Below are 21,244 nucleotides of genomic sequence, written 5' to 3'. Positions count from 1 at the left end.
AATAACAGTCTATAAATACTTATAAACTGTTATTTTTTATTTCTAACAATAATTAATACTCTATACAATATTGATCACTAAAGAGATCAACAAGACCTTTATGTGCACAGGCTCTATTAGACACAATCATTCTTTTCTTTACCATTTCAAGATATTCATTCTCTCGAACACAACCTTTAAAGTCATTTCTTCTAAAAGAATCAAGGTTATTATTCTGCCTAATATATTTCTCCATTCTCTTCTCTTTAAACGGTATTATTTTTGACTCTGCAAATTTCCCAACACCATTATTCAAGAGGTTAAAGCTAATTGTTACAAATAAAAATACCATTCCCCTCTTTAAATTCCTGACTAAAAAACGCCCCGAAAACTTAATATATAAAACGGAAATAAAAGGAACCAGTAACATTAGTATCAACGCCACTAATACACTAACTTGTCCACCATAGCCGTTGTATAGACAATTACGGATAAATAAGACCAACATATTAATTTCTAGATATATTGCTAGCTCAGTAAGCCCAAACGCAATAAAAAACAAAGTACTGACCGCCCCTAATAACTTCCAGAAATTTATTTTAAATTCAAAGAACTTAAATAGTACTGTTAAGACTATAAGCATAAAAGAAGTCGAATAAATTACTTTCACATAATCTAGTACGATCAATCGAAAAAAGGGAGTTATCCCTTCCTTTACAGGCGAATAAGGATAGTCATCAACAAAGAAAAACTCACTGTAATTATTAACTATAAATTTCAAGCTAACATAATAAATTATGCTTAACGATATAAAAAGAAAAGCATAGTCATCTACTCTCCATACCTTCTCTTTAAACAATAGTAATTTCCTGATTGCAAAGTCCAGTATAATCTTCTTAAATTCCATAAGTATCATCCTTTTTCTTTGTAATCTCTTTTCTTTCTACATTAATTGTATTAATTAAATCATTAGTATTTATCTTGTATTTCTGATTGATTACTTTTGAATACTCAAAATGATGCGAAGATTGTAAAAACTCTTCATCAAACGTCATAAGAAGAAAATTTCTTTCAGCAATATACTCATTATTTAACTGATATATATTTACTTCTTCTGTACTAATAAGATTAATTCGACTTTTTGATGTCGTTAATTTTTCAACAAAGGAACTCATTGGTTCATAACCGATAGGACTACTTACTAATATAGGAACTTCATATACCTGTTCCTCAGACTTAATATATAAAGTAGCACTTCCTCCAATGTGAATATCACCCGATAGGAACTGAAATGAAATGCCATTACTTAAAGGAGGAGTAATTATTTCCATTATCTTTTTAAAATCTTGACGATTCTTTGAACTCCCTAAAGAATCATCAAGGTCATCAACCAGATCTGCTACCATAGTTTTTCTAAAAGCTTTTCTAATATATTCATCTGTTCGACCAAGTTGTCCAATTGTACTTAACAGCAACGACCTCAAGTAACTTAATCCCTTTCCAAAATATCGTACGCCACCATCTAAACAAGAAGAACTTCGTGCTATTATAACGGGAGAAACTATCGTCACATTTCTGATATTTTCTGGTAGGCCCAATATACTATTTCTGAAATCATCAAAATCATCCTTAGACATTAATCTTCCTTTAGAAGAATCTCGATGTGTTCTTAGATCTAACAAGTAAATTCTAGTATTCAATATATCAAGATAAGTACTATGTGATTTTTTGAATTGATTATTAGGATTTCGTATAGCCTGAAATGCAGAGAAGCACTCATTTGCAACCTCAAAGTATTCTTGCCAACGTTTTCTACTATTTTCCGACTTGAACTGTTCTGGTCTGCTACCATAACCATCAGTAATATCGTGGTCATCCCACATAGCAATAGAAGGTATTCTAGCTAACAGCTTTTTACGGGATAATATTCCGAAATATGCTAAATAGTTTCGGATGAACTTACGACGTAACTCAGAATGGTTGATATCATTTTTCATATTCTTTTCAAGATTGTCGTTGTATACCTGATCACCTGCTAGAATCACTAACTCAATGTCCGCCTGAATTGCTTCGGTATAGAACTTATCCCACATATTGAAGCGTTTTGACTTAGTTTCTTTAAAATGAAATGGGTTATTACAAGATACTGAAGCTATCTTTTTTATTTCTGATTGTTTTATATTTTTAAAATGTAAGTCATCAAAAATTAATCCATCGATATCTCTAATTAACTCTCCATTCCTTTTAAATAGATATTTTACTTCAGTACCAAAAGGAATCTCATCAGGTAAATCAAAAATACGTAAACCAAACTCTTTGTCAAAGTTATGAGTTCTTGACTCAACCTCTAAGTGCTTTGAGCCTGAAGTGAACACACATGTAATTTTACTTTGAGATTCATCAAATGGAAGTGCAAGATATACACTATAAGATTGTTGATTAAATCCAATAAATGGACCTACATACTTAGGTAGTTGTTTTCGACTCATTACAGTCCCTCCTGTGGACATTTAAGTTTAAAAACTCTTGACTTAAGTATGGATTTGATGTGAAGATAATGATCCGACCCAATTATCTTTACAAATCCAAGCTTAAGCTTCAAGTTTTGTGAATTTAATTTTTATAACTGGAGGACACTTAATCCTCCAGTTCTATTTTTCATATAATCACTACATATAACCTATACAAAATATAATTTTCATAGCTCAATTTTCTTGGAAATCTCTTCTAAATTTATTGGCCATTTCTTTTCTCTTTTATAGTAATCTAAACCTGCTGTTCGCGCATTATCACAAAGTATGACCTCTGCTTCAGAAGACTCAATACAAACTACAAAATTTATCTCAGATGTTCTGAAAAACATATTAACAGAATAACCAGTTAAAAAGCTTACATACTCTTTCTCACTATCAACCGACCACTTCTCAATTAATGCCAAATAGTTCTTGTCATTCAGTTCAGCAAATTTTAACTGTTCTTTCCCTCTGTTTATTTTTGCTCTTAACGTTTTGTTGAAATGTGCCATATCAGTTTTAATATCAACAAAGTCATTATCTGTTGGAGTAATCGTACAACTTAGTACACACAAAAATACTATCCATTTAACAACATACATCTCACAGCTCCCAGTAAACCGCTGGTTCATTTAAATTATACCCGTCAATTCCATTTGATAAGTCTATCCTTCTTCCAGTATCTAAATTTATCGCCGGTAAATCACTATTATCAAATTTATGAATATTATCAGTTTCGTAAACATACCCATATGCTTTTTGAGAGATTGGCTTTAAAGCTTCAAAGAACTTAGGTACACAATCTTTTAAAAAATGTGTTTCAGAGTTTCTAAAGTTAGCAGATCTTCCATCTATCGTTTTATTAGTTAAAATCAAGTCGTCACTTATTGATGCTAAAATATCTGATTTATCCTTATATAGAAAACCACTTAACCCAGGTACTATAGAGTAATATTGATTATTTTCATTTGCAGCAGACTCAAATAATAGTTCCATACACTTAACCCACATTTTTATATCTGACGAATTGGTGTACTTTGAATATGAAGAGTTTATACATTTTGAAAATAATTCTGCAACATGATCAAAACTAGCTAAAGGGTTCTTCAACTCATCTTGAAAATTTGCACAATTTAAGTCAGCTTTTTGAATATAATCAGAAAATATAACATCTAATCGCATTTCAAGTAATCTGTGTTTTGTAGCATTATCACCTTCTTTGTAAGGACCAACTTTGTCTCGAACAAAAGGATGTATAATACCATCAGCCACAATATGACTAATGAAACCAAGAAAAAAGGCAAAACACTCATCTTTCTGATCCCCAACAGGCATTCTTCTAATTTCTTCTAGTGCTTTTATTGGTATACATGTTGCATCTGTATTATGAAATAGGTCCGCTATTTCCTTCATCTCTTTACTAGTTACTTGAGAATATGGTAAGTCAGGCCCAACAGCTCCTAATTGAAAATAATCAAGCTTCTCATCAAGTAAGAATCCTAAAGGTGAATCATCCAGCCCCGATTCATTTGTAAAATGTTTCGCAAGTAAAATATGAGTAAATCCAGCAGGCATAACTCCCCCTATGAGTTTATTATTCTTAAAAACATCTCTATAATATATAAAAGATATCTTCTATTCTCGACTATTCCTTTCTGCTATTTTATTTAACGTACAAACTAATTCATACATTTTGGTATAAGGATTTTCTTGCAACCAGAAAACAGGATTTTCAGCAACTGCTAACTTGTCTTCAAAGATAGCCTTTGCTCTTGAAGCTGCTTCATCTATTTTTGGGAGCAAGATCTCAAACATTTCTTTGGTAATTCTCTTGTTAAAATTTTCAAAACCTGGAATCATTCGAAGTTTTTGTAGAACTTGACCTTGATCCATAGGAGGTACTTCATTCTTAAAGTGTAAATAGAGCCAATAATCAAACGTTGGATTAGATATTGCGAATTCATAAAAATCACAAGAATTAATTATTTGAAACCCTGTATTCGCATTCTCAATTAAACTTTGACAATACTTTCCATCTTCACCAACAAGGTGTTCATCCCCATCACAAACTACAAAGCCTTTATCACCTGCTACTTCATTAAATATATCTTCCTTTCTTTGTTTCTCAATTTCCCTCTCTAGCTCTTTTACACATGTCAACAAGTCTCCACCGGGAGCTTTCTTAATCGTTACAATTGGTTCTGCAATGCCTAAAGCCAATCTTAAACGATCAAGATAATCATACTCAGTCTCCCCCTCGACAACAATAACCAAACGAGACGATTTCCTTATGGTTTTTGGATTACTTCTTTTCCTATAAGACATATCAACTAATTCTCTCAATTACATGATACTCAAAAACCGAAAGACTATCTTGCACATCTTCACGAAACAGTTTATCACTCTTTAAAACAGGTAAACCGAGCATTCTTCCCGACAAGTATTTCTTCAAGAATGGGTCCCTCTGTCTTATATCCTCAATCTCTATAAGAGAAGTAATTGATGTTACTGCAGATTTATTTTTTTCTGCTAAATATATCTGCTCCCTACAAAATATTAAATTATCAAGTAGATTCAAATCATGAGATGTAAAAACTAATTGAGCACCATTCTTATTGAGCTCACTATCTTGAAACATCATAATAATTTTCTTACTTATTAAGTGATGTAGATGAGCATCCAGTTCATCAATAACTAACACAGTCCCCCTTCTGAAGGTATTTAAAATAATTGCAGATAATCTAAACATTTGCCTGATCCCTTGAGATTCTAAATACAAAGGCATATCATACTCATTATCGTTTACCTTCAATACAACCATAATTTCTTCATTTACAGACTTGATATCAACAATCGATGGCTCAAACAATGAAAGAAAACCTGTGACAGCCTTTCTGAAAGACTTATATTTCAACTCCCGTAAAAGAAAATTCTTTCTAGCTAAAGGAATATCATCTTTCCCTCCGTCCTCTTTCAACGGAACCATTTTCAAAGAAAGAATTAAACGACTCAATTCTTTTAATTCTTCATTGTCAAATGACAAAGAGTAAAACGAAAAGAAGAGCCTCTTATCATCAAGATTATCCGCTAGCTTTCGGTGCATTTTAGGAATCTCATACTTTGTTGGAGTTCCTATCCCCCAGTTCCACTGATACCCCCCACCTAAAAACTCTCTTTTAAATATATCAAAAAATTTATTATTCTCACCTTTAGAGTTTATTACTATTGATAGTTTTTCAAAAAGAACCCTCTCTTTATTTAGGATTAGAGTGTACTCATAAATATTCTTGTCAACACCAAAAACAGAGAAGAACTCAATAGGAGATTCCTTTGAGTGTTTATCAAACATGTAAGTAGAAAATCTAACCTTATCCTCGTAACCACTTACGCTTCCATCGCTTACAATATGAGCAAAGAAACTCATGGCCTCTATCAAGTTTGTTTTACCTGACGCGTTAGCACCAAAAACTCCAGCAACAGGAGATACTGGAAACTTTGAATACTCTCGCGTTAAACCAAACCCTTCTTGTGCAACAGACTTTGAAGTGAGCTCAAAATCAATGGATTGATTTTCTCTCAGAGACTTATAATTCTTCACAGAAAAATGAACTAACATACTGTTTTTCCTTGGTTAAATTAATTATATCACAATCCTTCGGTTTTTTTTACCACACTTTCAACATAATTCAACAAATATCTTTAATATCAATAACTTAAAAAAACTGAAACAATTATATAAATTCAAATAAGTACTAGTTTAAGAATTTTTGAAAATCGTATACTTAGAAGTCATTAATTCAATTTGAATTGATAATATATGTAACGTAGATGTGTAGAAAGCAATAAATTAAACTCCAGTATTATATTTCATTTTTAGAATTTATATTATCATCGCTGTTAACAAAATGAGTTTAAAATCTAGAGCTTTAATCAGTCTAGGGTAAAAAGCAAAGCCCCTCCGTAGCCCCTCTCTCATCAATCCCGGCCAACCTCAAGTAAACACCAAGCGTCTTCAAGTCACGCCACCCACAAATCTTCATTACCTTAACCGGCTCAACACCTGTTCCAATTAACTGTGTCGCAAAGCACGCCCTCAATGTATGAAAGCGAATTTCAGGTAAGCCAATAGACCTGCAAAAAAGTTTTAAAACCTTAGCCTGTTTTCCTCCTATCCAAAGAATAGGCCTTGGAAGAATATATTCGCGTGTCGCCCCACTCTTTATCTCTAGCAGCAACGAGCGAAGCTCAGAAGATATCGGAACGCTTCTCCAGTAACCAGCTTTCGTGTCTTTGTATTCACCTACTTTAAAGTTATATGACCTCTCCACCTTTATTAGTGATGCCTCAAAATCCACATCTTCCCATCTAAGAGCAAACAACTCTCCATTTCTCATTCCAGTAAGAAGGGCCAACGCCCAAATGTAGTACCAGTCATGCTCCTGAGCCTTAGCCTCATAAAGAAGTTTTCGTATTTCGTGGGGCTTCAGAATCTCGGGCCTCTTATCTTGTTTAATGACAATTTTTAAACCAAAGACTGGACTATGTGGGACTCCTCGAATTGTTCTATTTTCGATGGCCCAGTTGTAAATCATGTTGATGGTATTTTTGAGACGCTTTTGAAATGCTTTACTTCTACCTTCCTCGATAACACGATCGAGAGCTTCACGGCCGTCGCCTTTTGTAATTTGAGAGGCGGGCCTATCGAGCCATTCCACCGTCCAACGATGGAGCATTGAAACATAGTCTCTGATGGTTGCAGGGTTATAGCTCTTTTCAATATAAGAAGGCTGGGCGACTTCAGCCGCCCACTTCGCAATGATCATTCTCCATGTAAAACCATGTCCCTCTTCTTGTGCAACCTTTTGAGAAAGCTCCTTAATGAGTTTCTTTTCTCGACGGCTTGCCTCTGCCTTTGTCTTCAACCCTTTCACACGTTTTTGGCAACGGATATGTGGCATTGCGCGACTTCTAATGTTTACATATACAGAAAATTGAGAGTTACCACTTGGCAAAATTTCTTGAGTAATGGCCATCACAACCTCCTACAAAAATGATGTTTCTAATAATTGATCTAGCTCGGCCCTTTTAAAGTAAAGTCTTCGATTCCACTTTCTTTTAATTAGTGTTCCTTTACTTACGAGAAGCCATACAGCATTACGTGTCTTGCCAAGATACAATGCTGTTTCATCTGTATTGAGCCACGTTTTATTCAGGAAAATTTTCTCCAACGATCCTCCTAGTTAAGATTAGTGAATCCTACGAGACGAGCATTCACTTCCTCATAAGATTTCATATCACCATCAACTGTTTTGAATGACTTTGTTTCAGCACGTCCTTGAACAAAAACCTCATACCCTTTCTTAAGATATAGATTACAAAGTTCTGCTTGTTCATCCCAAACCGTAACCTTTCGCCAATGTGGAGGATTATCTTTTCCCTTATAGATAGCTACAGATAAATGGCATACTGGTTTTCTTTCTTTTGTATACTTAAGTTCTGGATTTCGCCCTAATCTTCCTATAAATGTTTCGTATGTATTTTCCATCTTCAATCTCCTTGCTATTAATTAAGTCCAAGCTTCTTTAGTAAAAAGTCATCAAAGGACAAACTCTGCTTATTTTTCTTATTAAAATCCTCCCAAGCCCTTTCTAGTAATTCTCTTTTGCTTAAGCTTAATTCTTGAATCTTTTCAATGTCCTTTGGACTAATCTTCTCAATTCCAAATAAGGATAAGTCCTTGAAAGTAATTTCTTTGCCGTAGTCTTTATTGTTAGAGGCAACAAGAAGTTCCATTACTTTGCTAAGGCTTTCCTTATCCTTTGATAAATCCACAAAAAACTTAGTTTGCTCTGGATTTATTTGGAATTTAATCTTTACATTTTTTGGCTTTCTTCCGCGCTTTTTTATTTGCACAGTCTTCGCACTAACACCCAAGCTTTCTTCTTTTCTTCCTTCCCCTACACTCATTACTAAACACTCCTTTTATTTTTTTCGCCCCTGCCATTTTCTTTTCCTAGGGACATAGAGAGTGACTTTTTGACCTCCTTCACTTATTCGTAGAGTGAGGGAGGTCAAAAATCATCTCGATAATGGCCCGAAATCATTCAATAAAATGGCAGGGGCGAATTTTGTTTAACTTCATTTGACTCTAATTTAACCTTTCTCATCACCAAAAAGACTCCTAAAGCTCAATTCTCTACCTAGATAGAAGCACTCTGACTTTTCATAATTAAATTTGGTTGCTGTCATTTGCTTATCTAGTATTAGGACTATGGCCTCTTGAATATCTTGCTTCATCTCCTCCAAAAAGCGTCGGTAAGTCTTAAATAATGTCTCCTTATTCGTGATAAAGACTCCATAAGTGAAAACACTTCCAGTTGCATATCGACGGTACTTTTCTTTGACTCTGTTTTGTGACTTTTGAGTAAGCTCGACTTCTAATGCAAGTCTGAATATATCCTTTCCCTTTCGCACGCTGGCCTCAGCATCTGGTAAGAGCTGATCTCCTGATATTTGATGAAACATTCTTCCATTCATAAATGAGTCGTTCTTTAATAATTCTTTTAGAACTCGACTTACAATTAGATCATGGGTTAAATTCTCATCACAAATTTCATAGGTGTAATCATGGTCAGTGTATTTAAGCCCTTTGTTCGTTAGATAAATGTGCTTATTCTTTCTGCCAAGAAGTACCCCTTTAATAAGTCCATGCGTTTCAAGCTTTCGGACTTTCTTTAAAAGGTTATGATAACCAACATCGTAATTGCACATTTCACTTAGACTCTTCATGTCCACGACTTTCCATTGCCCAACAATATTGATGATGTCCTCATAAACCCCTTGGGGAATAAAACTAGTTTTCATCACCTACCCTCAATTAACAAAGGGCTACGTTTTTTTACTGAATAAGGTTTGTTTTTTTTGGATTCTCTAGTATTCTCTTTTTCGATAACTACCTCCTTATTTATAAATTTGACGTTATCCCAAACGATCTTAGGGTCGATATACTTCACGTTAAGAAGATCAACTTTTGTTGGGTAGTGCCTCAAAAACACACATTGCCCTACGTTTAAATTCTTTAAGATATTGGAATGAACAATTAACTCCTCAACTGTTCTCTGTGATCCTTGGGCCTGCTCTTCCCCATCTTGAACACGTATTGTCTGTTTCTTTGACTCCATCGTTCCAATAGACTCAGCAAATAATCCTGCACCGTCTTTTATTCTTTGCTTAAAAAGAAACCAATTAGAAGTATTCTCTAAGACTTGGGCACAAAGTTCAGAATCATATTTTGCGATATCACTTGGAGACTGAAAGGCAAAAGTAAGCTCCATCTTTGCCCCTCTTACCTTATTTAGAATTTCGATAAACTCATCTGTAATAATTGCTGATAGCTCATCAATATAAAGTCCCATCTTATCAAGGTGACCTTCGTTAATAGGAGTTATATCTCGATAGGTTTTATAAGCTGAATAAGAGATGTCTCCTAAGATCACTTTCCCAAGAGACCTGGCAATTTCAGCAAAGCCTAGAACAGATAATCCGATATAGACGCATTTATTGCTCTTCCTAATATCAGAAAAACTAAGACCATCTGCTCTATTAAGCTTCTGACCAAAGTCTGATCTCATAAGCTTTTTAAGACGTGATAAAATCCCTTGAATGTCATCTCGCTTATAAAGGCTTTCTTCTTTATTCTTAGAATCACTTATTTCAATAAGCTTGTTGTAGATGCTTTCAAGGTTAACTAACTCATCTTTGCTTTTAAGAATTGAAACCGCATCCTCGATAGCATCACGACAAATTTGGGCGTAATGTTCCTCACTCCATGTAAAGGATTTAAAAATACGATCTGCGATATTCGTACTTGAACCATCCTTAACAGGATTTAAGGCACTAGCTCCCTCGCCATTCCAGTATTCAGAAAAGACATAAAAATCCCGTCCTGTTAACTTACAAAGATTGATAAAGTTCAAAAGAGAGCCGTTATCGCCCTTAGGGTCAATAAAGACCACAGGCTTTCCTTGTCTCATGTCTTCAAACATAAGAGCATCAAGAAGAACGGTTTTTCCGGAACCACTAGCTCCGACCACCGCCGTATGAGCTGATTTATTAATTTCGCTTCCCATAATATTTCGTTTGGATGTTACGGAATAACCGATAGCCTCATCAAGTAGAGTGCGTCTGTCATTTTTAAGATCATCTCTTTCAATCTTTTTAATGGTATTCTTATTATTTCTTTTAAAGACATACTTATCCATTCCAAGAACAAGTCCTGTGGCCATTAATTGGCTTAGTTTTAAAAGAATCTCTGACATTAGATCAATTACAGGGACTAAGGCTTCTCCAAGCCCAAAGTCTCCTGATTGCTTCTTATTGCTCATTATTTTCTCCTTCTGAATTGTTATTAATTGAATCAGGTGTCTCTCCATAGGCGTGTTCATAAACATCAAAGGCCGGAATATAAAAAGTTTTGTTCCCTTTTTTTACGTAACGCTCTTTGGATTGATATTTGATTAGAAATTGTCTATTTACTTTGCCCTTAAGCTCTTCAGGTAACTCCTTAACTGGAACCTTGTAAGCTTCTTCTTTACTGAGGTTGGCATCTATATTGAGATTTCCTAGGCCTATCTCGATTACATTAGGATCATACGGAATATTAGTTTTCTTCTTATCCACAAGCATTTGATTGAGCTTATAGTTTCGAGGATCATCCTTATAAAGGGCATAGCCAGCAAGAGCCGCCAGTCCTGCTCCCACAAGCCCAAAGACGGCAGCATTTGCACCACGACTTTCTTTATTAGGACTAAGCATTGCTCCTGCCGTGGCTCCTGTTGCTCCACCGGCTAAGGAGCTATAGATAAGAGTTTTCTTCATGGTTGAGCATGAAGTCATGCTCAAAGTTAAAATTCCTAAAAGTATTCGTTTCATTCTATTCTCCATCTAACTTTAAAGACTTATTAAAAAAGACAAGAACTTCTTTTCCAGAGTTCACATAAGAGATCGTTAAATTCTTCTCTCCTGACTCGATCATCTTGTTCTTGGCATTAGTTACGATACTACTTAGACCGTCCATGATCTTATTCTTGGCCGTATTTTGATTAAATGTGCCAAAAGGAGAACTTACTCCACCTTTGGCCACATCAAACGTAGCTCCTAGAAATGACGCAAAAGAAGAAGTTAGAAAGGTTTTCTCTTCTCCTGAGTAGTAATAATCAGCAATGATTCCTTCCGCTCCGTCTAAATCCCAAATATCCACATCAACGTCGTATTCTTCGCCATCTATAACCAAGAGGTCACACTGGCTCGGAACACGTTTTTCAAAGCTAAATCCAAGACATCGAAGTTCAGCTCCGTTCAAATCAGAGTTTTCACTATTTATTCTCACGATAAATTTTGAAGGCTTTACATTCATGGCCAAAACTGAATTTAGAATAATTCCACGAACGCGTGTAAGGGCCATGATTTTCTCTTCCTTCTTTCTAACGATGACTCGCTTCTCAGACTTCTTTAGCAGTTCTAAGATCGCTTGATCCTTTTCAAGTAGACTCTTAGTATGTTCATCAAGTTCGCTCTTTTTATTCTTCCTAACAGTTCTTTTTTGAACCTTCTTAGGTACTGGCTTCTTGTACTGATAGCGATTTGAAGCAGGGATCTCACTAAATCCCGCTTGAGCGTATGAATGTAGAAGTAATAAGACAAATACCCACTTCATAGAGCACGTCCTTGGTAGTAGATCATCTTTCCATCTAAGAAGATTGGAGGCCCTTTAGATAAGTAGCTCTTAGCCTTGATTGTTAATTCATTAACCTTAACTGGTCTTTTAGACTTATTTACAAAGAATAAAGACTTAGGACACTCAAAGAGCTGATATTCTTTCGTCTCTTTTAAGAGAGTAAAGTAAGTGCATCTTTCTGCCTTACGAATCTCAACGTCCTTATTTGAGAAATTCTCGCTATATTTCAGATTGAAATGATATTTTTCCTCTTTGAGAAACGTTATGAAATTTCGGCTAAAGCCTTTCTGCTTTGGCTCGTAGACAAGACTTTTTCCTTTATTTAACTCATAAATCTTAAAGTCTCCCTCTTGGCCTCCTACATAGTCTTGAACCTTGTTTGGAAAGTTCACGCTTGTAAGGTGCGACATAGATAGAAAGATCGTAAATATATGTCCTGTAATGATGTAATAGATCATAGTGAGTCCTCCCATTGATAACGAGAGGCCAGTCTTTGCTCTTTCACATCAGCAATTTTATAGAAATGAGGAAAACTTGCATTCTTCTCCAAAGCAACTCGAAAACTTCGATGCCCCTTGCTATCTTTGGCCACAACATCACAACGAAAGCCACTTAATTGCTTTATGAGTCCAATTTCTTCAATCTCAAAGGTATGCTCTTTAACGTCCTTTAAAACAGACTTGTTAAATAGCTTCTCCGTAGGATTATTTTCAAATAACTCTCTCATTCCCATGTAACACGCTTCCATTGCACTAAACCTCTTATTGTCTTCTTTGTGGTTGATTAATATTCCTGTTCCTAGAATGAGGATGTGAGTTAGTGCGCTTATTAGAGCGATATATATTAGAGGTCTTTTGATGTGGTCGATGGACTTTGCCATGCTTTTGTACTGTTCCATTACTTACACTCCTTTTATTGCTTTGCAGATTAGTAGATTCTTTTGGGCCTACCTTAGGATTTATTTGGTGAACTTGCTTAGACTTATAAGCAGGGTTCTTTCTTGTTGGAGCTGAAATAAAATCAACTCCTGATGATTTACTTGAATTTTTAAGAGTCACATAATCCGAATCATTCACATGAGGTGGGATATGACCTTTTATATGTGTATGCCCAAGTCCAGTATGCTTAACTCGTTCTGCCTGCTTTGGTGCTGGACGAGAACTACCTCCACTTGATGTGAATTTATTCATGCCTGCAATCTTGGCCTTCTTAGCGAATTGATAGCCACCTTTGGCCATTCCTTTAGCAAATGTTGCCTTTGGGCCAAGTGGGCCTCCGGTTGCCATCATTGCTGCATTATTGACGGTGTTTTTTGGTAGATTCATCACGTAATTGGCCCCAATACTTGCGATAATTCCACCGGCCTGAGAGATACCGCTTCCATTTAAAATCATGGCCCCAATAAGTGGAGTAAAAGCGATAAATAAAGTCAGGATAAAGAGAAGAGTTGTTCCCATCATCGAGCCACCAATGATATGTCCTGAGACATAGCCCTTGTTAATCTCTGTTCCAATCATTGAAATAATAAAGACAAGGACGTGAGGGACAATTAAGCACCACAAATAGCTTAGAATTGCCCCTCTTAGGATATTTCCCATAGATGGAAATAGATAGATCAGGCATGGAATTCCAATGAGCCCATACCCAAGATAGTAAACGAGAGAATACACAACTTTTAAAATCACAAAACAAAGCTTTGTGATGAAATAAATCGTTATAGTGAAACCATCATTAACGAATGAATCAAAGAGGTGGTATTTCAAAAAGGCCAATGCACCAGTAAAGGCATTACTATCTTTAAAGAAATCCTTCTTCTTATCCTCAGTCATTGAATCCCAATGCTTAAAACCATCAAAGAAATCCATTAAGAGAATATTTTGTTGTTTCTGCTCTCTTAAAACTTGATCAGCTGTGTCCATTGATGATGCTATTGAGCTTTCATAAACACTTGTAACCGTCGTTAAAATTAGAATAGAGATAAAAGCTCTCTTCACTAACGTAAATGGCTCTAGGCGATCAAAGTATTCAATGATTACTGCAAGGATAAAGACACTTGGAAGGAGGCTAAGAAAGAAAAGCCTATACTCTTCAATAAGTGTGCTTAGGTTGAAGCTTTGAACTAAAAGAAGGTCTCGCATGATACTTGTCATAGCTTCCCACCTTTCGTAAGAGCTTCATTTACATCTTCTTTTTTGCCATCAACTCCAATCCAGTTTTTATAAAATTCTTCACGACGAAGTTTTTCGACGGTCTGGCTCTTCTTAATGCCAAGATCAACTTTTTGGTATTCAAGATTATCTCGCCTTATTTTAGAGAGAATCTTCCCGTTAAGGGCCGTATTCATGGCCGTGTTTTGAGTATGTTTACTAATTGAGCCCTCACTTGCACTCATTAGCTCTTGATTATGTGACTCTCGCTCATCGGCCATCGAATTTACGACTTTCTCCCAATAGCGATCTGTAAAGTCTTGAGCCTCTAAAACGTCCTTTGCCATAAAGTCGATATTGCTCTTTAAACCTTGTAGATTCATCTTAAGTCTAAGCATGACTTGGTTGAGCTCTTGAAGGTTTTTAGGCTTCATTTTATTAGCTTCTGCTATATCAAGAACGTGTTGCTCAATACGACGTGCAATGAAGTAACGCCTCATTGCGATAAAGTTATATTTATCTATCTGATCACTTGTTTTCTTAGCGACCTCTAGGATTTTTAGAGTATTTGAAACGGTTGATGCTGTATTAGAAACAAGCATCACAAGTGCCGCTGTATCGCTATCTGGCATAAAAAATGTGCTCGCATTTGCTCTCATGCTAAATATCAAAGTAAATGACATTGCTATTTTGAAAATCTTCATGTCGTAACCTCACATAGGCCTCAATAGCCTCTTTACTTGAATCAAAGAACTCTTCAAACTTAGAAAGAAAGTTTTCTAGCTGTTTGTCTTTGCCAGCTTCTGTATGAAACAGCTCCAACTCCAAGGGAGTTAAGTAGTTTCTAAGAATTTTTCTAAAACGATTGTCGGTGGATTTTAGATAGCACTCTGAAAAGACTCCTTTTTGAAACTCTAGGGAGCCAATGTTTTCAACATCAAAGGAAGTGATATCGTGTCTTTCTTCCATCTCTTGAGGGAAGAAGACTTTAAAATAGCAGTTGTTTGTTATTGAATTAGCGAGATCATCTCCAAGACTAGAGAAGTCTTTAAGAGATTGGGAAATCGCAATAGGAAAAGCACCTGTCTTTCTAAATGTCCTAAAGCACTCGTCAATATATGAGCTGTGATCCCCAAGAAAACTCCAACACTCATCAAAGACGAGAATCTTTTCTTTTTCAGGTATATTTTTAAAATATTCCAAGATAAAGATGATAATTGGTGCAATTACGCTCTTTGGGTAGTTTTCTACGTCAACGTATAGGATGCTCTTTGTATCTATATGCTCATCACATATGTAGTCTTTAAAGTCTTCAAAATAGAGATCAATTTCAGCGAAGTCTTCTTTTAGATTATCTATAAATCCAAAAAAGGATTCGCTTTTTGGTAGGGCCTCTTTTATGGCCCTTAAAAGCTTTCCTTTTTCTAACTTTCCAAATCTTTCCACATCAACAACAGAGAGAATAATTTCTCTTAAATACATTGGGTCTTTAAATTGAAATGGATTGAACTTGTATTCAAGATTACTTCCTCCGTAATACTTTGTGAGCTTACGAAAAGAGCCTCCCTTATCTAGAATTACAGTTGGGTGATCCTCAATGAGGTGATGGACAATCTTGTTTACAAAAACAGACTTGCCACCGCCACTAATACCAGTAACGAGCATATTTCTGTTTTTAATAGCGTCTGTGAATGGATCAAAATAGATTGTTCGCCCTGAGTTATCATGAAGCTCCATTCCTTCGTCCATAAGAAAGCTTCTCTCAACTGGTAAGAGGTAACGTAGATGGCTTGTCTTATTTGGAAGAGTTCTTAATCCTAAGCGAGGCTTAACTCCAGGAATAAGTTCATTGAAGATTGAAGTTAGTCCTGATTTAAAGTTTCTAAGTGATTGCCCCTCTGCAAAGACTTTAATCCCGCGTGAAAGCATCTCGCTAACAAAAGCCTCACTCGTTGAGTTTAGCTCTTCTAGAGAATTGGAGCGTAGTAGAAAGAACATCTCCATCTCAAACATGGATTCACTTCCATGAATAAGATCATGCATGAGCTCTTCTGCTTGAGAATATGCTCCTTCACTTGAAATATCTCTTTTAGACTTTAGAAAACTAGATAAATGTCCTGTTCTAATTCGCTCAAGCTTATTAATGGACTTATCTTTGGCCTTCTTCTTAAAACTTAGAACATAGTCAACATCTTGAGGGATTAAGTGCTCATGGGCCTCATCATCTGAAAACTCGCTTACTGAAAACGCTCTTAAGTATTTCCCGTTAAAGCTTATGTAGTCATCATAGATTCCAACTTCTGAGAAAATCTGGCTAGTTTGAAAAAAGCACTCTAAGGGCCTATTTTGTTCCTTAAATTCAATTCCTGAAAAACTTGGAAGTTGAGTTCCATTAGTTTCCAAGAAAGAACAATCAGCAACTTTATAGAACTTGAAATAGCTATCAAGATTTAAGTTATTAAGGCTTCTGGCTAAAGACTCAAAAAATCCATCTCTTTCAACATAATCCATCTGTGAAGTATCAGATGGAAGCATTGAGTAAAACCATGAAACATCACCATGTATAGAGGTAAGCCTATTGCCCTGAACTTCCAATACTGGAAAAGTCGATTTACTCATGACGACCTCCAAGCTCAAACTGCCAAGAAAGTTTCTTGTCATCATTTAGGTGAGCAAAGAAGCCTTGTTTTAGTCTTTTGCTTACAAACTTTAGGCACACTAGAGTCAACGCAATTATTGCGAGAGAGTAAAGACCTGAAAATTTCATCCAAGAAAGGATCAGGTAACTTGAACCAACTACGAGAAGATCAATTCTTGTAAGGCTTGCAAGCATAGTGGCCTTCTGGTTTAGCAATGTGGGAAAATGGTTTCTACTCATCTATGACTCCTAACTAAAGCTTTGAATTAGGTTTCTAATCAGCTCTAGCCCCGAGCCAGCAAAGATTGATAGAATCGCCACATTTGCCGCTTTCTTTTGGTATTCGTCCTGCTTAAAAAATGAAAGTGTGACGAACATAATAAAAGAAGCTCCGGCCACCGCCCCCGCAAGGGGGATGAGATAGGTGGAGGTGATGGTTTCAAAACCATTTTTGAGCTTGCTGAACGCAAATGTATGGGGAGAATATATCAAACTCGTTACTGCCATTGTCCACGCTAAAGGACAGGCAATATCAATTCGTCTTTGACTTTTAACTGATATGGTTTTCATTATATGCCTCTTAATTGTAAAAATTTGTTACAGAACTAGTTACAGAAAAGCTAAAGTCGAGAACTTCCTCTCTATTTTCACCACGTTTAACTTTTGACCAATTAACCCAATGCTTCCACTTGTGAAAATCTTTAGACTCTACTGACAATGGGATATTATTACCTTGAGCAAATCGCATGGTTGCGTCAGGGCAACTATAATGCCCAGTCTTTCCAGACATCGAGTCTAATTTAAAGCCATTGAATAACTTTTCACGAAATGTAGGGGTGTATAGTGATAACGGTTTCTTGCCAACCTCACCTTTCGAAAAGAAGAATGAAGGTTCTATAATTTCATATAAAAATAGTCCTTCAAGATCACTTCTTTTAATGACACCTTTTGAAATTAAGTCATCGAGTAAGTATACTCTATCATCAACTTTAATTTTAAAGACACTTGAGCTTTGCTCAATATCAAACTGTGCTCGGAAGACATTTCCCGTGTAATGCCTTAATGATATGACACATACAAAGTCTCTAACCATACAGTTACCTCGACAAGGAGCAGGCCTTATCGTATCAACCATCTTAATGACCTCATCACCCCATATCTCATTTACATCTATTAAGAATGATATTTTGGAGTGAATCCCAAAATCTCCTAAATTTAACTCGGGAGATTTATCCGAAATGACACTTCTATATGATCTCGTATAGCCTTCGATTTGATTAGACAGCTTGTTACCAGTCATATAAGAGAGAGTAATACTGTCTTGAGGAGTAAAAGGATGTGTTAAGTAACTTTGATCAATCTTATTAGTGTAAACAAACCATCTCCCTTTTTTGTACTCATCTCTAACATCAATTAACTGCTCATAGCTTTTTAGGTTATTTGAGTACTCCCCAAGCCTTGTTAATGCATTTTCAGATATTTCATATTCATCTTTATAAATAGTATCTAAGACCTGTATAAAAGACTTCCCACTATTAGTAGATACATATTCAACTCTATGCTCATCTGGATTAAAAATATTAACGGTTGTAGTTTTAGACTTAATACTCTTAATTAGGTTTTTAAAGTTTGTCTTAACTTCAGTTAGTTCATAATCAAGTAGCTTTAGGTAAACAAACTCCCCTTTTTTAAGGAAGCTCTCCATAACAAACTCCTCAGGTATATCTGATACTTCGATACTAACTTCTTCTAAGACATTTTCTTTTAGTACTAGATCAAGACTAACTCTTTTGAGGACTTGATACTTCTTATTCTTATAGTCATAATAATAAATACCAAATACAGGATTTCTAACTTCTTTAAATAGTGGATGCTTATTAAGATATAAACGTGCCTTTATATTAATTGATATTGACTCAATACTTGATTTTGGTTTACTCAATAACTTTTTTATCTTCAGTTGAGACTCAAAACGACTTAATTCATTATCTAGGTCATATTTAATTAGATAATTATCAAGTTCAGAGATTTCACCAAAACTATGTCCACTAAACCGTCCAACTTTAGCAGAGTTTTGAGATGACTTATCCCACAATAAGTTTTTTCCATAAGTGTAGCTAAAATCAAAGTCATCTTGTTTTACTGAATCTTGAATAATAACTTCTTCTAAGGTTTCATCGTTATGAATATTTAACTGTAACTTATAACCTTGGCCAAAATATAAATCGAGCTTAGGGATATCTGCGATTTGGTTATCTAATCCAAGTTCATTCTCCCTATCATTTGAGATCATATCTCCATCAAAGTCTCGATCTTCTAGTCGCTCAATATTTGAAACGAAGTCACCTTCCTCTTTCTCTGAAAAACCACAAGAGATAAATCCTATAAAGACTGTTAATATTAATATGTTCAATTTCATGCTCTATCTCCTTTCCAATCACCAAGATATTTTCGAAGAAACTTCACTTGATGACTTAGCTCCTTATTCTCAATTAATTCCTCTTCACTAATTAAATTAATCACCTCTTTAATTTTCATGATCACCATTTCTTTCATTTAATCCCCCTTGAGAAATTAATAAGCTTTAAGGCTTCACAAACCTTCTCCATTAAAACCTTGTTACTAAAAAGCTCCTTTTCAGATATACTTCCGACTAAACTTCGAAAACAATCTGTAGCTTTTCTTAATTCACACCTCATGAATTCCTCCAATTTCTATTCTTGTTGTTAAATAAGTGAATGCTGGTTTACATAGGATCGAGATTAAGAATCAAAAGATTCCTACAGTGGGAAACGAAACTTCTTACCACGGTAAGAAATTTTCCAATCTGGGAAACGTTTTTTAGACACTTGGGTGATTATTTTTCACCGTGGGAAGAAAGTATTCCATTTTGGAATAAGACTATTTTGAATTGATAAGTACTTATAAATACATAAGCCGTGTATTTTTCACATATTTTGTGAACTTATACTTGATTATTGGCCAACCAGTTAGTAATAACAAAAGGCATCAAAATTAACGGAGTACGAAATAACGTGTTAGACGCAAATCAATTTGCAGATTTACCTGACTTTCTAGAGTCTTGTGTTAACAAGATAAAGAAGTCATACCCACGTTTTTCTAGCCTACAGCTTTCTAAGAAACTAGGTATTCCTAACTCAACATTTGATCGTATTGCTAAAAAAGAAGTAAAAAATCCTTCTTTCAATTATGCTTTAAAGATTGTCCAAGAAGTATCTACAGAAGAAAATATCCAAACGTTTATTAAGAACTTCTATCCAAAGATGTATGAAAACTTTGAAAGCGTATATCCGGGAAATAAAGACGTACCTTTTGTAGTTCCTGAAGCAGAGGCTTACTTTCAAGATCCATCTACTTATGAGCTTCTGATCATGGCCACATCAAGTGAAGGTCTTACTAGAGAACGAACTCTAGAGGAGTTTGGAAGAAGAGGATTAGGAATCCTAGATAAGCTTATCACTAATGGAATATTAAAAGAAAATAATGGAAAAGTTTCAATTGAAGGGCCAATTAATGCTAAACAAGATACTGTTAAGCAAGTTCTTCAAAATCTAATCAAGTTTAATTATGATCTTGATTCTTTTGGAGATAATAAGAACTGGCTTTCTGTACAATATGAGTCAGTAAATACAGAAGTTGTTATTCCACAATTAAGAGATATCTGTATCGAAGCAAATCAAAAAATAAGAGAAGTAATGAATAATCCAGAATCAAAAGGACGTGACGTCGTTTGGGCAGGAATTGCAATGGATAGCCTAGTTAAGCATTCTGATCTTCTAATTAATAACAAGAAGGTGCTTCAATGAAATATTTAGTTATATTATTGGCCCTATTTAATCTTTCTCAACATTCACTAGCAAGTGATGAGTCTATAAGTACGACAATAAATCGTAGAGCAAATAAGATATCAATCCCAAATGATAAACTAGAAGCACTAATTTCAAAGTCCGGTGTATACTCTAGAGTTATAGACATTCAAGAAGAAATTGAAAAAATTCGCGGTGTTCACTCTACACCAACGAATACAATGATTGATTTAAATGATCTTTCTAATCTTGATCTTAGATCTATATATTTAAACAACGGTCGCAAAATTGACGTTAATGCCCTAAGAAGATTAATCGATGGTGGAGATATGGGGGGCGGATAGTTATTCCACTACACATTCAATAAGTAATAATCATAATCTAATAATAAAAAGTAAATTGAA

At 35.2% G+C, this 21,244-nt stretch carries 25 protein-coding genes; 2 read left to right on the top strand and 23 right to left on the bottom strand.

Features of this window, described 5'->3' with window-relative positions; all coding sequences use genetic code 11:
* Nucleotides 1-52: 52 nt before the first annotated feature.
* The 23 genes from ABMA72_RS13265 to ABMA72_RS13155 all read right to left on the bottom strand — a co-directional run bounded on the left by ABMA72_RS13265 (nt 53) and on the right by ABMA72_RS13155 (nt 19,569).
* A complete protein-coding gene (locus tag ABMA72_RS13265; protein ID WP_392859057.1) occupies nt 53-886 on the bottom strand; it encodes a hypothetical protein in 834 nt (277 codons plus the stop codon).
* A complete protein-coding gene (locus ABMA72_RS13260) occupies nt 876-2,468 on the bottom strand; it encodes an alkaline phosphatase D family protein (RefSeq protein WP_392859054.1) in 1,593 nt (530 codons plus the stop codon). The genes ABMA72_RS13265 and ABMA72_RS13260 overlap by 11 nt, the downstream gene beginning before the upstream one ends.
* A 209-nt stretch (nt 2,469-2,677) precedes the next feature.
* Nucleotides 2,678-3,067: a hypothetical protein gene (locus ABMA72_RS13255; protein ID WP_392859052.1), complete on the bottom strand. Its 390-nt coding sequence runs from the start codon at nt 3,065-3,067 to the stop codon at nt 2,678-2,680.
* 28 nt (nt 3,068-3,095) lie between these two features.
* Nucleotides 3,096-4,067, bottom strand: a complete 972-nt coding sequence (locus ABMA72_RS13250; protein ID WP_392859049.1) for a zinc dependent phospholipase C family protein — start codon at nt 4,065-4,067, stop codon at nt 3,096-3,098.
* 60 nt (nt 4,068-4,127) lie between these two features.
* Nucleotides 4,128-4,835 (bottom strand): RloB family protein, encoded by a 708-nt coding sequence (locus tag ABMA72_RS13245; RefSeq protein WP_392859047.1) that lies wholly within the window; start codon nt 4,833-4,835, stop codon nt 4,128-4,130.
* Entirely contained in the window at nt 4,819-6,108 is a 1,290-nt protein-coding gene (locus tag ABMA72_RS13240) for an ATP/GTP-binding protein (protein ID WP_393057433.1), read from the bottom strand. The genes ABMA72_RS13245 and ABMA72_RS13240 overlap by 17 nt, the downstream gene beginning before the upstream one ends.
* Nucleotides 6,109-6,427: 319 nt before the next feature.
* Nucleotides 6,428-7,525, bottom strand: coding sequence for a tyrosine-type recombinase/integrase (locus tag ABMA72_RS13235; RefSeq protein WP_392859042.1), 1,098 nt, complete (start codon nt 7,523-7,525; stop codon nt 6,428-6,430).
* A gap of 9 nt (nt 7,526-7,534) precedes the next feature.
* Nucleotides 7,535-7,720 carry a helix-turn-helix domain-containing protein gene (locus ABMA72_RS13230; RefSeq protein ID WP_392859039.1) on the bottom strand — a complete coding sequence of 62 codons (186 nt, stop codon included), beginning with the start codon at nt 7,718-7,720 and terminating at the stop codon, nt 7,535-7,537.
* 8 nt (nt 7,721-7,728) lie between these two features.
* Nucleotides 7,729-8,037, bottom strand: a complete 309-nt coding sequence (locus ABMA72_RS13225) for a single-stranded DNA-binding protein (protein WP_392859036.1) — start codon at nt 8,035-8,037, stop codon at nt 7,729-7,731.
* Between the two features lie 17 nt (nt 8,038-8,054).
* The gene (locus ABMA72_RS13220; protein ID WP_392859033.1) at nt 8,055-8,459 is read right to left on the bottom strand and encodes a hypothetical protein; all 405 of its coding nucleotides are present in this window, start codon (nt 8,457-8,459) and stop codon (nt 8,055-8,057) included.
* A gap of 186 nt (nt 8,460-8,645) precedes the next feature.
* Complete coding sequence (locus ABMA72_RS13215) at nt 8,646-9,356, bottom strand: hypothetical protein (protein WP_392859031.1); 711 nt, start codon at nt 9,354-9,356, stop codon at nt 8,646-8,648.
* Nucleotides 9,356-10,876 carry a helicase HerA domain-containing protein gene (locus ABMA72_RS13210; RefSeq protein WP_392859028.1) on the bottom strand — a complete coding sequence of 507 codons (1,521 nt, stop codon included), beginning with the start codon at nt 10,874-10,876 and terminating at the stop codon, nt 9,356-9,358. Before ABMA72_RS13210 ends, ABMA72_RS13215 begins: the two co-directional genes overlap by 1 nt.
* A complete protein-coding gene (locus ABMA72_RS13205) occupies nt 10,866-11,423 on the bottom strand; it encodes a hypothetical protein (RefSeq protein ID WP_392859026.1) in 558 nt (185 codons plus the stop codon). The genes ABMA72_RS13210 and ABMA72_RS13205 overlap by 11 nt, the downstream gene beginning before the upstream one ends.
* 1 nt (nt 11,424) lies before the next feature.
* Nucleotides 11,425-12,207, bottom strand: a complete 783-nt coding sequence (locus tag ABMA72_RS13200; protein WP_392859025.1) for a TrbI/VirB10 family protein — start codon at nt 12,205-12,207, stop codon at nt 11,425-11,427.
* Nucleotides 12,204-12,686: a hypothetical protein gene (locus ABMA72_RS13195; protein ID WP_392859022.1), complete on the bottom strand. Its 483-nt coding sequence runs from the start codon at nt 12,684-12,686 to the stop codon at nt 12,204-12,206. The genes ABMA72_RS13200 and ABMA72_RS13195 overlap by 4 nt, the downstream gene beginning before the upstream one ends.
* Nucleotides 12,683-12,976, bottom strand: a complete 294-nt coding sequence (locus ABMA72_RS13190; RefSeq protein WP_392859020.1) for a hypothetical protein — start codon at nt 12,974-12,976, stop codon at nt 12,683-12,685. The genes ABMA72_RS13195 and ABMA72_RS13190 overlap by 4 nt, the downstream gene beginning before the upstream one ends.
* A 13-nt stretch (nt 12,977-12,989) precedes the next feature.
* Complete coding sequence (locus tag ABMA72_RS13185; protein ID WP_392859019.1) at nt 12,990-14,378, bottom strand: hypothetical protein; 1,389 nt, start codon at nt 14,376-14,378, stop codon at nt 12,990-12,992.
* A complete protein-coding gene (locus ABMA72_RS13180; RefSeq protein WP_392859017.1) occupies nt 14,375-15,034 on the bottom strand; it encodes a hypothetical protein in 660 nt (219 codons plus the stop codon). The genes ABMA72_RS13185 and ABMA72_RS13180 overlap by 4 nt, the downstream gene beginning before the upstream one ends.
* A 1-nt stretch (nt 15,035) precedes the next feature.
* A complete protein-coding gene (locus ABMA72_RS13175) occupies nt 15,036-16,994 on the bottom strand; it encodes a VirB4 family type IV secretion system protein (RefSeq protein ID WP_392859015.1) in 1,959 nt (652 codons plus the stop codon).
* On the bottom strand, nt 16,987-17,253 hold the full coding sequence (locus ABMA72_RS13170; RefSeq protein WP_392859012.1) for a hypothetical protein: 267 nt from the start codon (nt 17,251-17,253) through the stop codon (nt 16,987-16,989). Before ABMA72_RS13170 ends, ABMA72_RS13175 begins: the two co-directional genes overlap by 8 nt.
* Before the next feature lie 9 nt (nt 17,254-17,262).
* Complete coding sequence (locus tag ABMA72_RS13165; RefSeq protein WP_392859010.1) at nt 17,263-17,583, bottom strand: hypothetical protein; 321 nt, start codon at nt 17,581-17,583, stop codon at nt 17,263-17,265.
* Between the two features lie 10 nt (nt 17,584-17,593).
* The gene (locus tag ABMA72_RS13160; protein WP_392859007.1) at nt 17,594-19,432 is read right to left on the bottom strand and encodes a hypothetical protein; all 1,839 of its coding nucleotides are present in this window, start codon (nt 19,430-19,432) and stop codon (nt 17,594-17,596) included.
* Nucleotides 19,429-19,569, bottom strand: a complete 141-nt coding sequence (locus ABMA72_RS13155) for a hypothetical protein (protein WP_392859005.1) — start codon at nt 19,567-19,569, stop codon at nt 19,429-19,431. The genes ABMA72_RS13160 and ABMA72_RS13155 overlap by 4 nt, the downstream gene beginning before the upstream one ends.
* A gap of 479 nt (nt 19,570-20,048) precedes the next feature.
* Between ABMA72_RS13155 and ABMA72_RS13150 the strand changes: the two genes are divergently transcribed.
* On the top strand, nt 20,049-20,840 hold the full coding sequence (locus tag ABMA72_RS13150) for a hypothetical protein (RefSeq protein WP_392859003.1): 792 nt from the start codon (nt 20,049-20,051) through the stop codon (nt 20,838-20,840).
* The gene (locus ABMA72_RS13145; protein WP_392859001.1) at nt 20,837-21,184 is read left to right on the top strand and encodes a hypothetical protein; all 348 of its coding nucleotides are present in this window, start codon (nt 20,837-20,839) and stop codon (nt 21,182-21,184) included. Before ABMA72_RS13150 ends, ABMA72_RS13145 begins: the two co-directional genes overlap by 4 nt.
* Nucleotides 21,185-21,244: the final 60 nt, after the last annotated feature.

The sequence above is a fragment of the Halobacteriovorax sp. CON-3 genome (assembly GCF_043196995.1).
Lineage (GTDB): Bacteria > Bdellovibrionota > Bacteriovoracia > Bacteriovoracales > Bacteriovoracaceae > Halobacteriovorax_A.
This window is presented reverse-complemented; position numbering and strand designations above follow the sequence as displayed.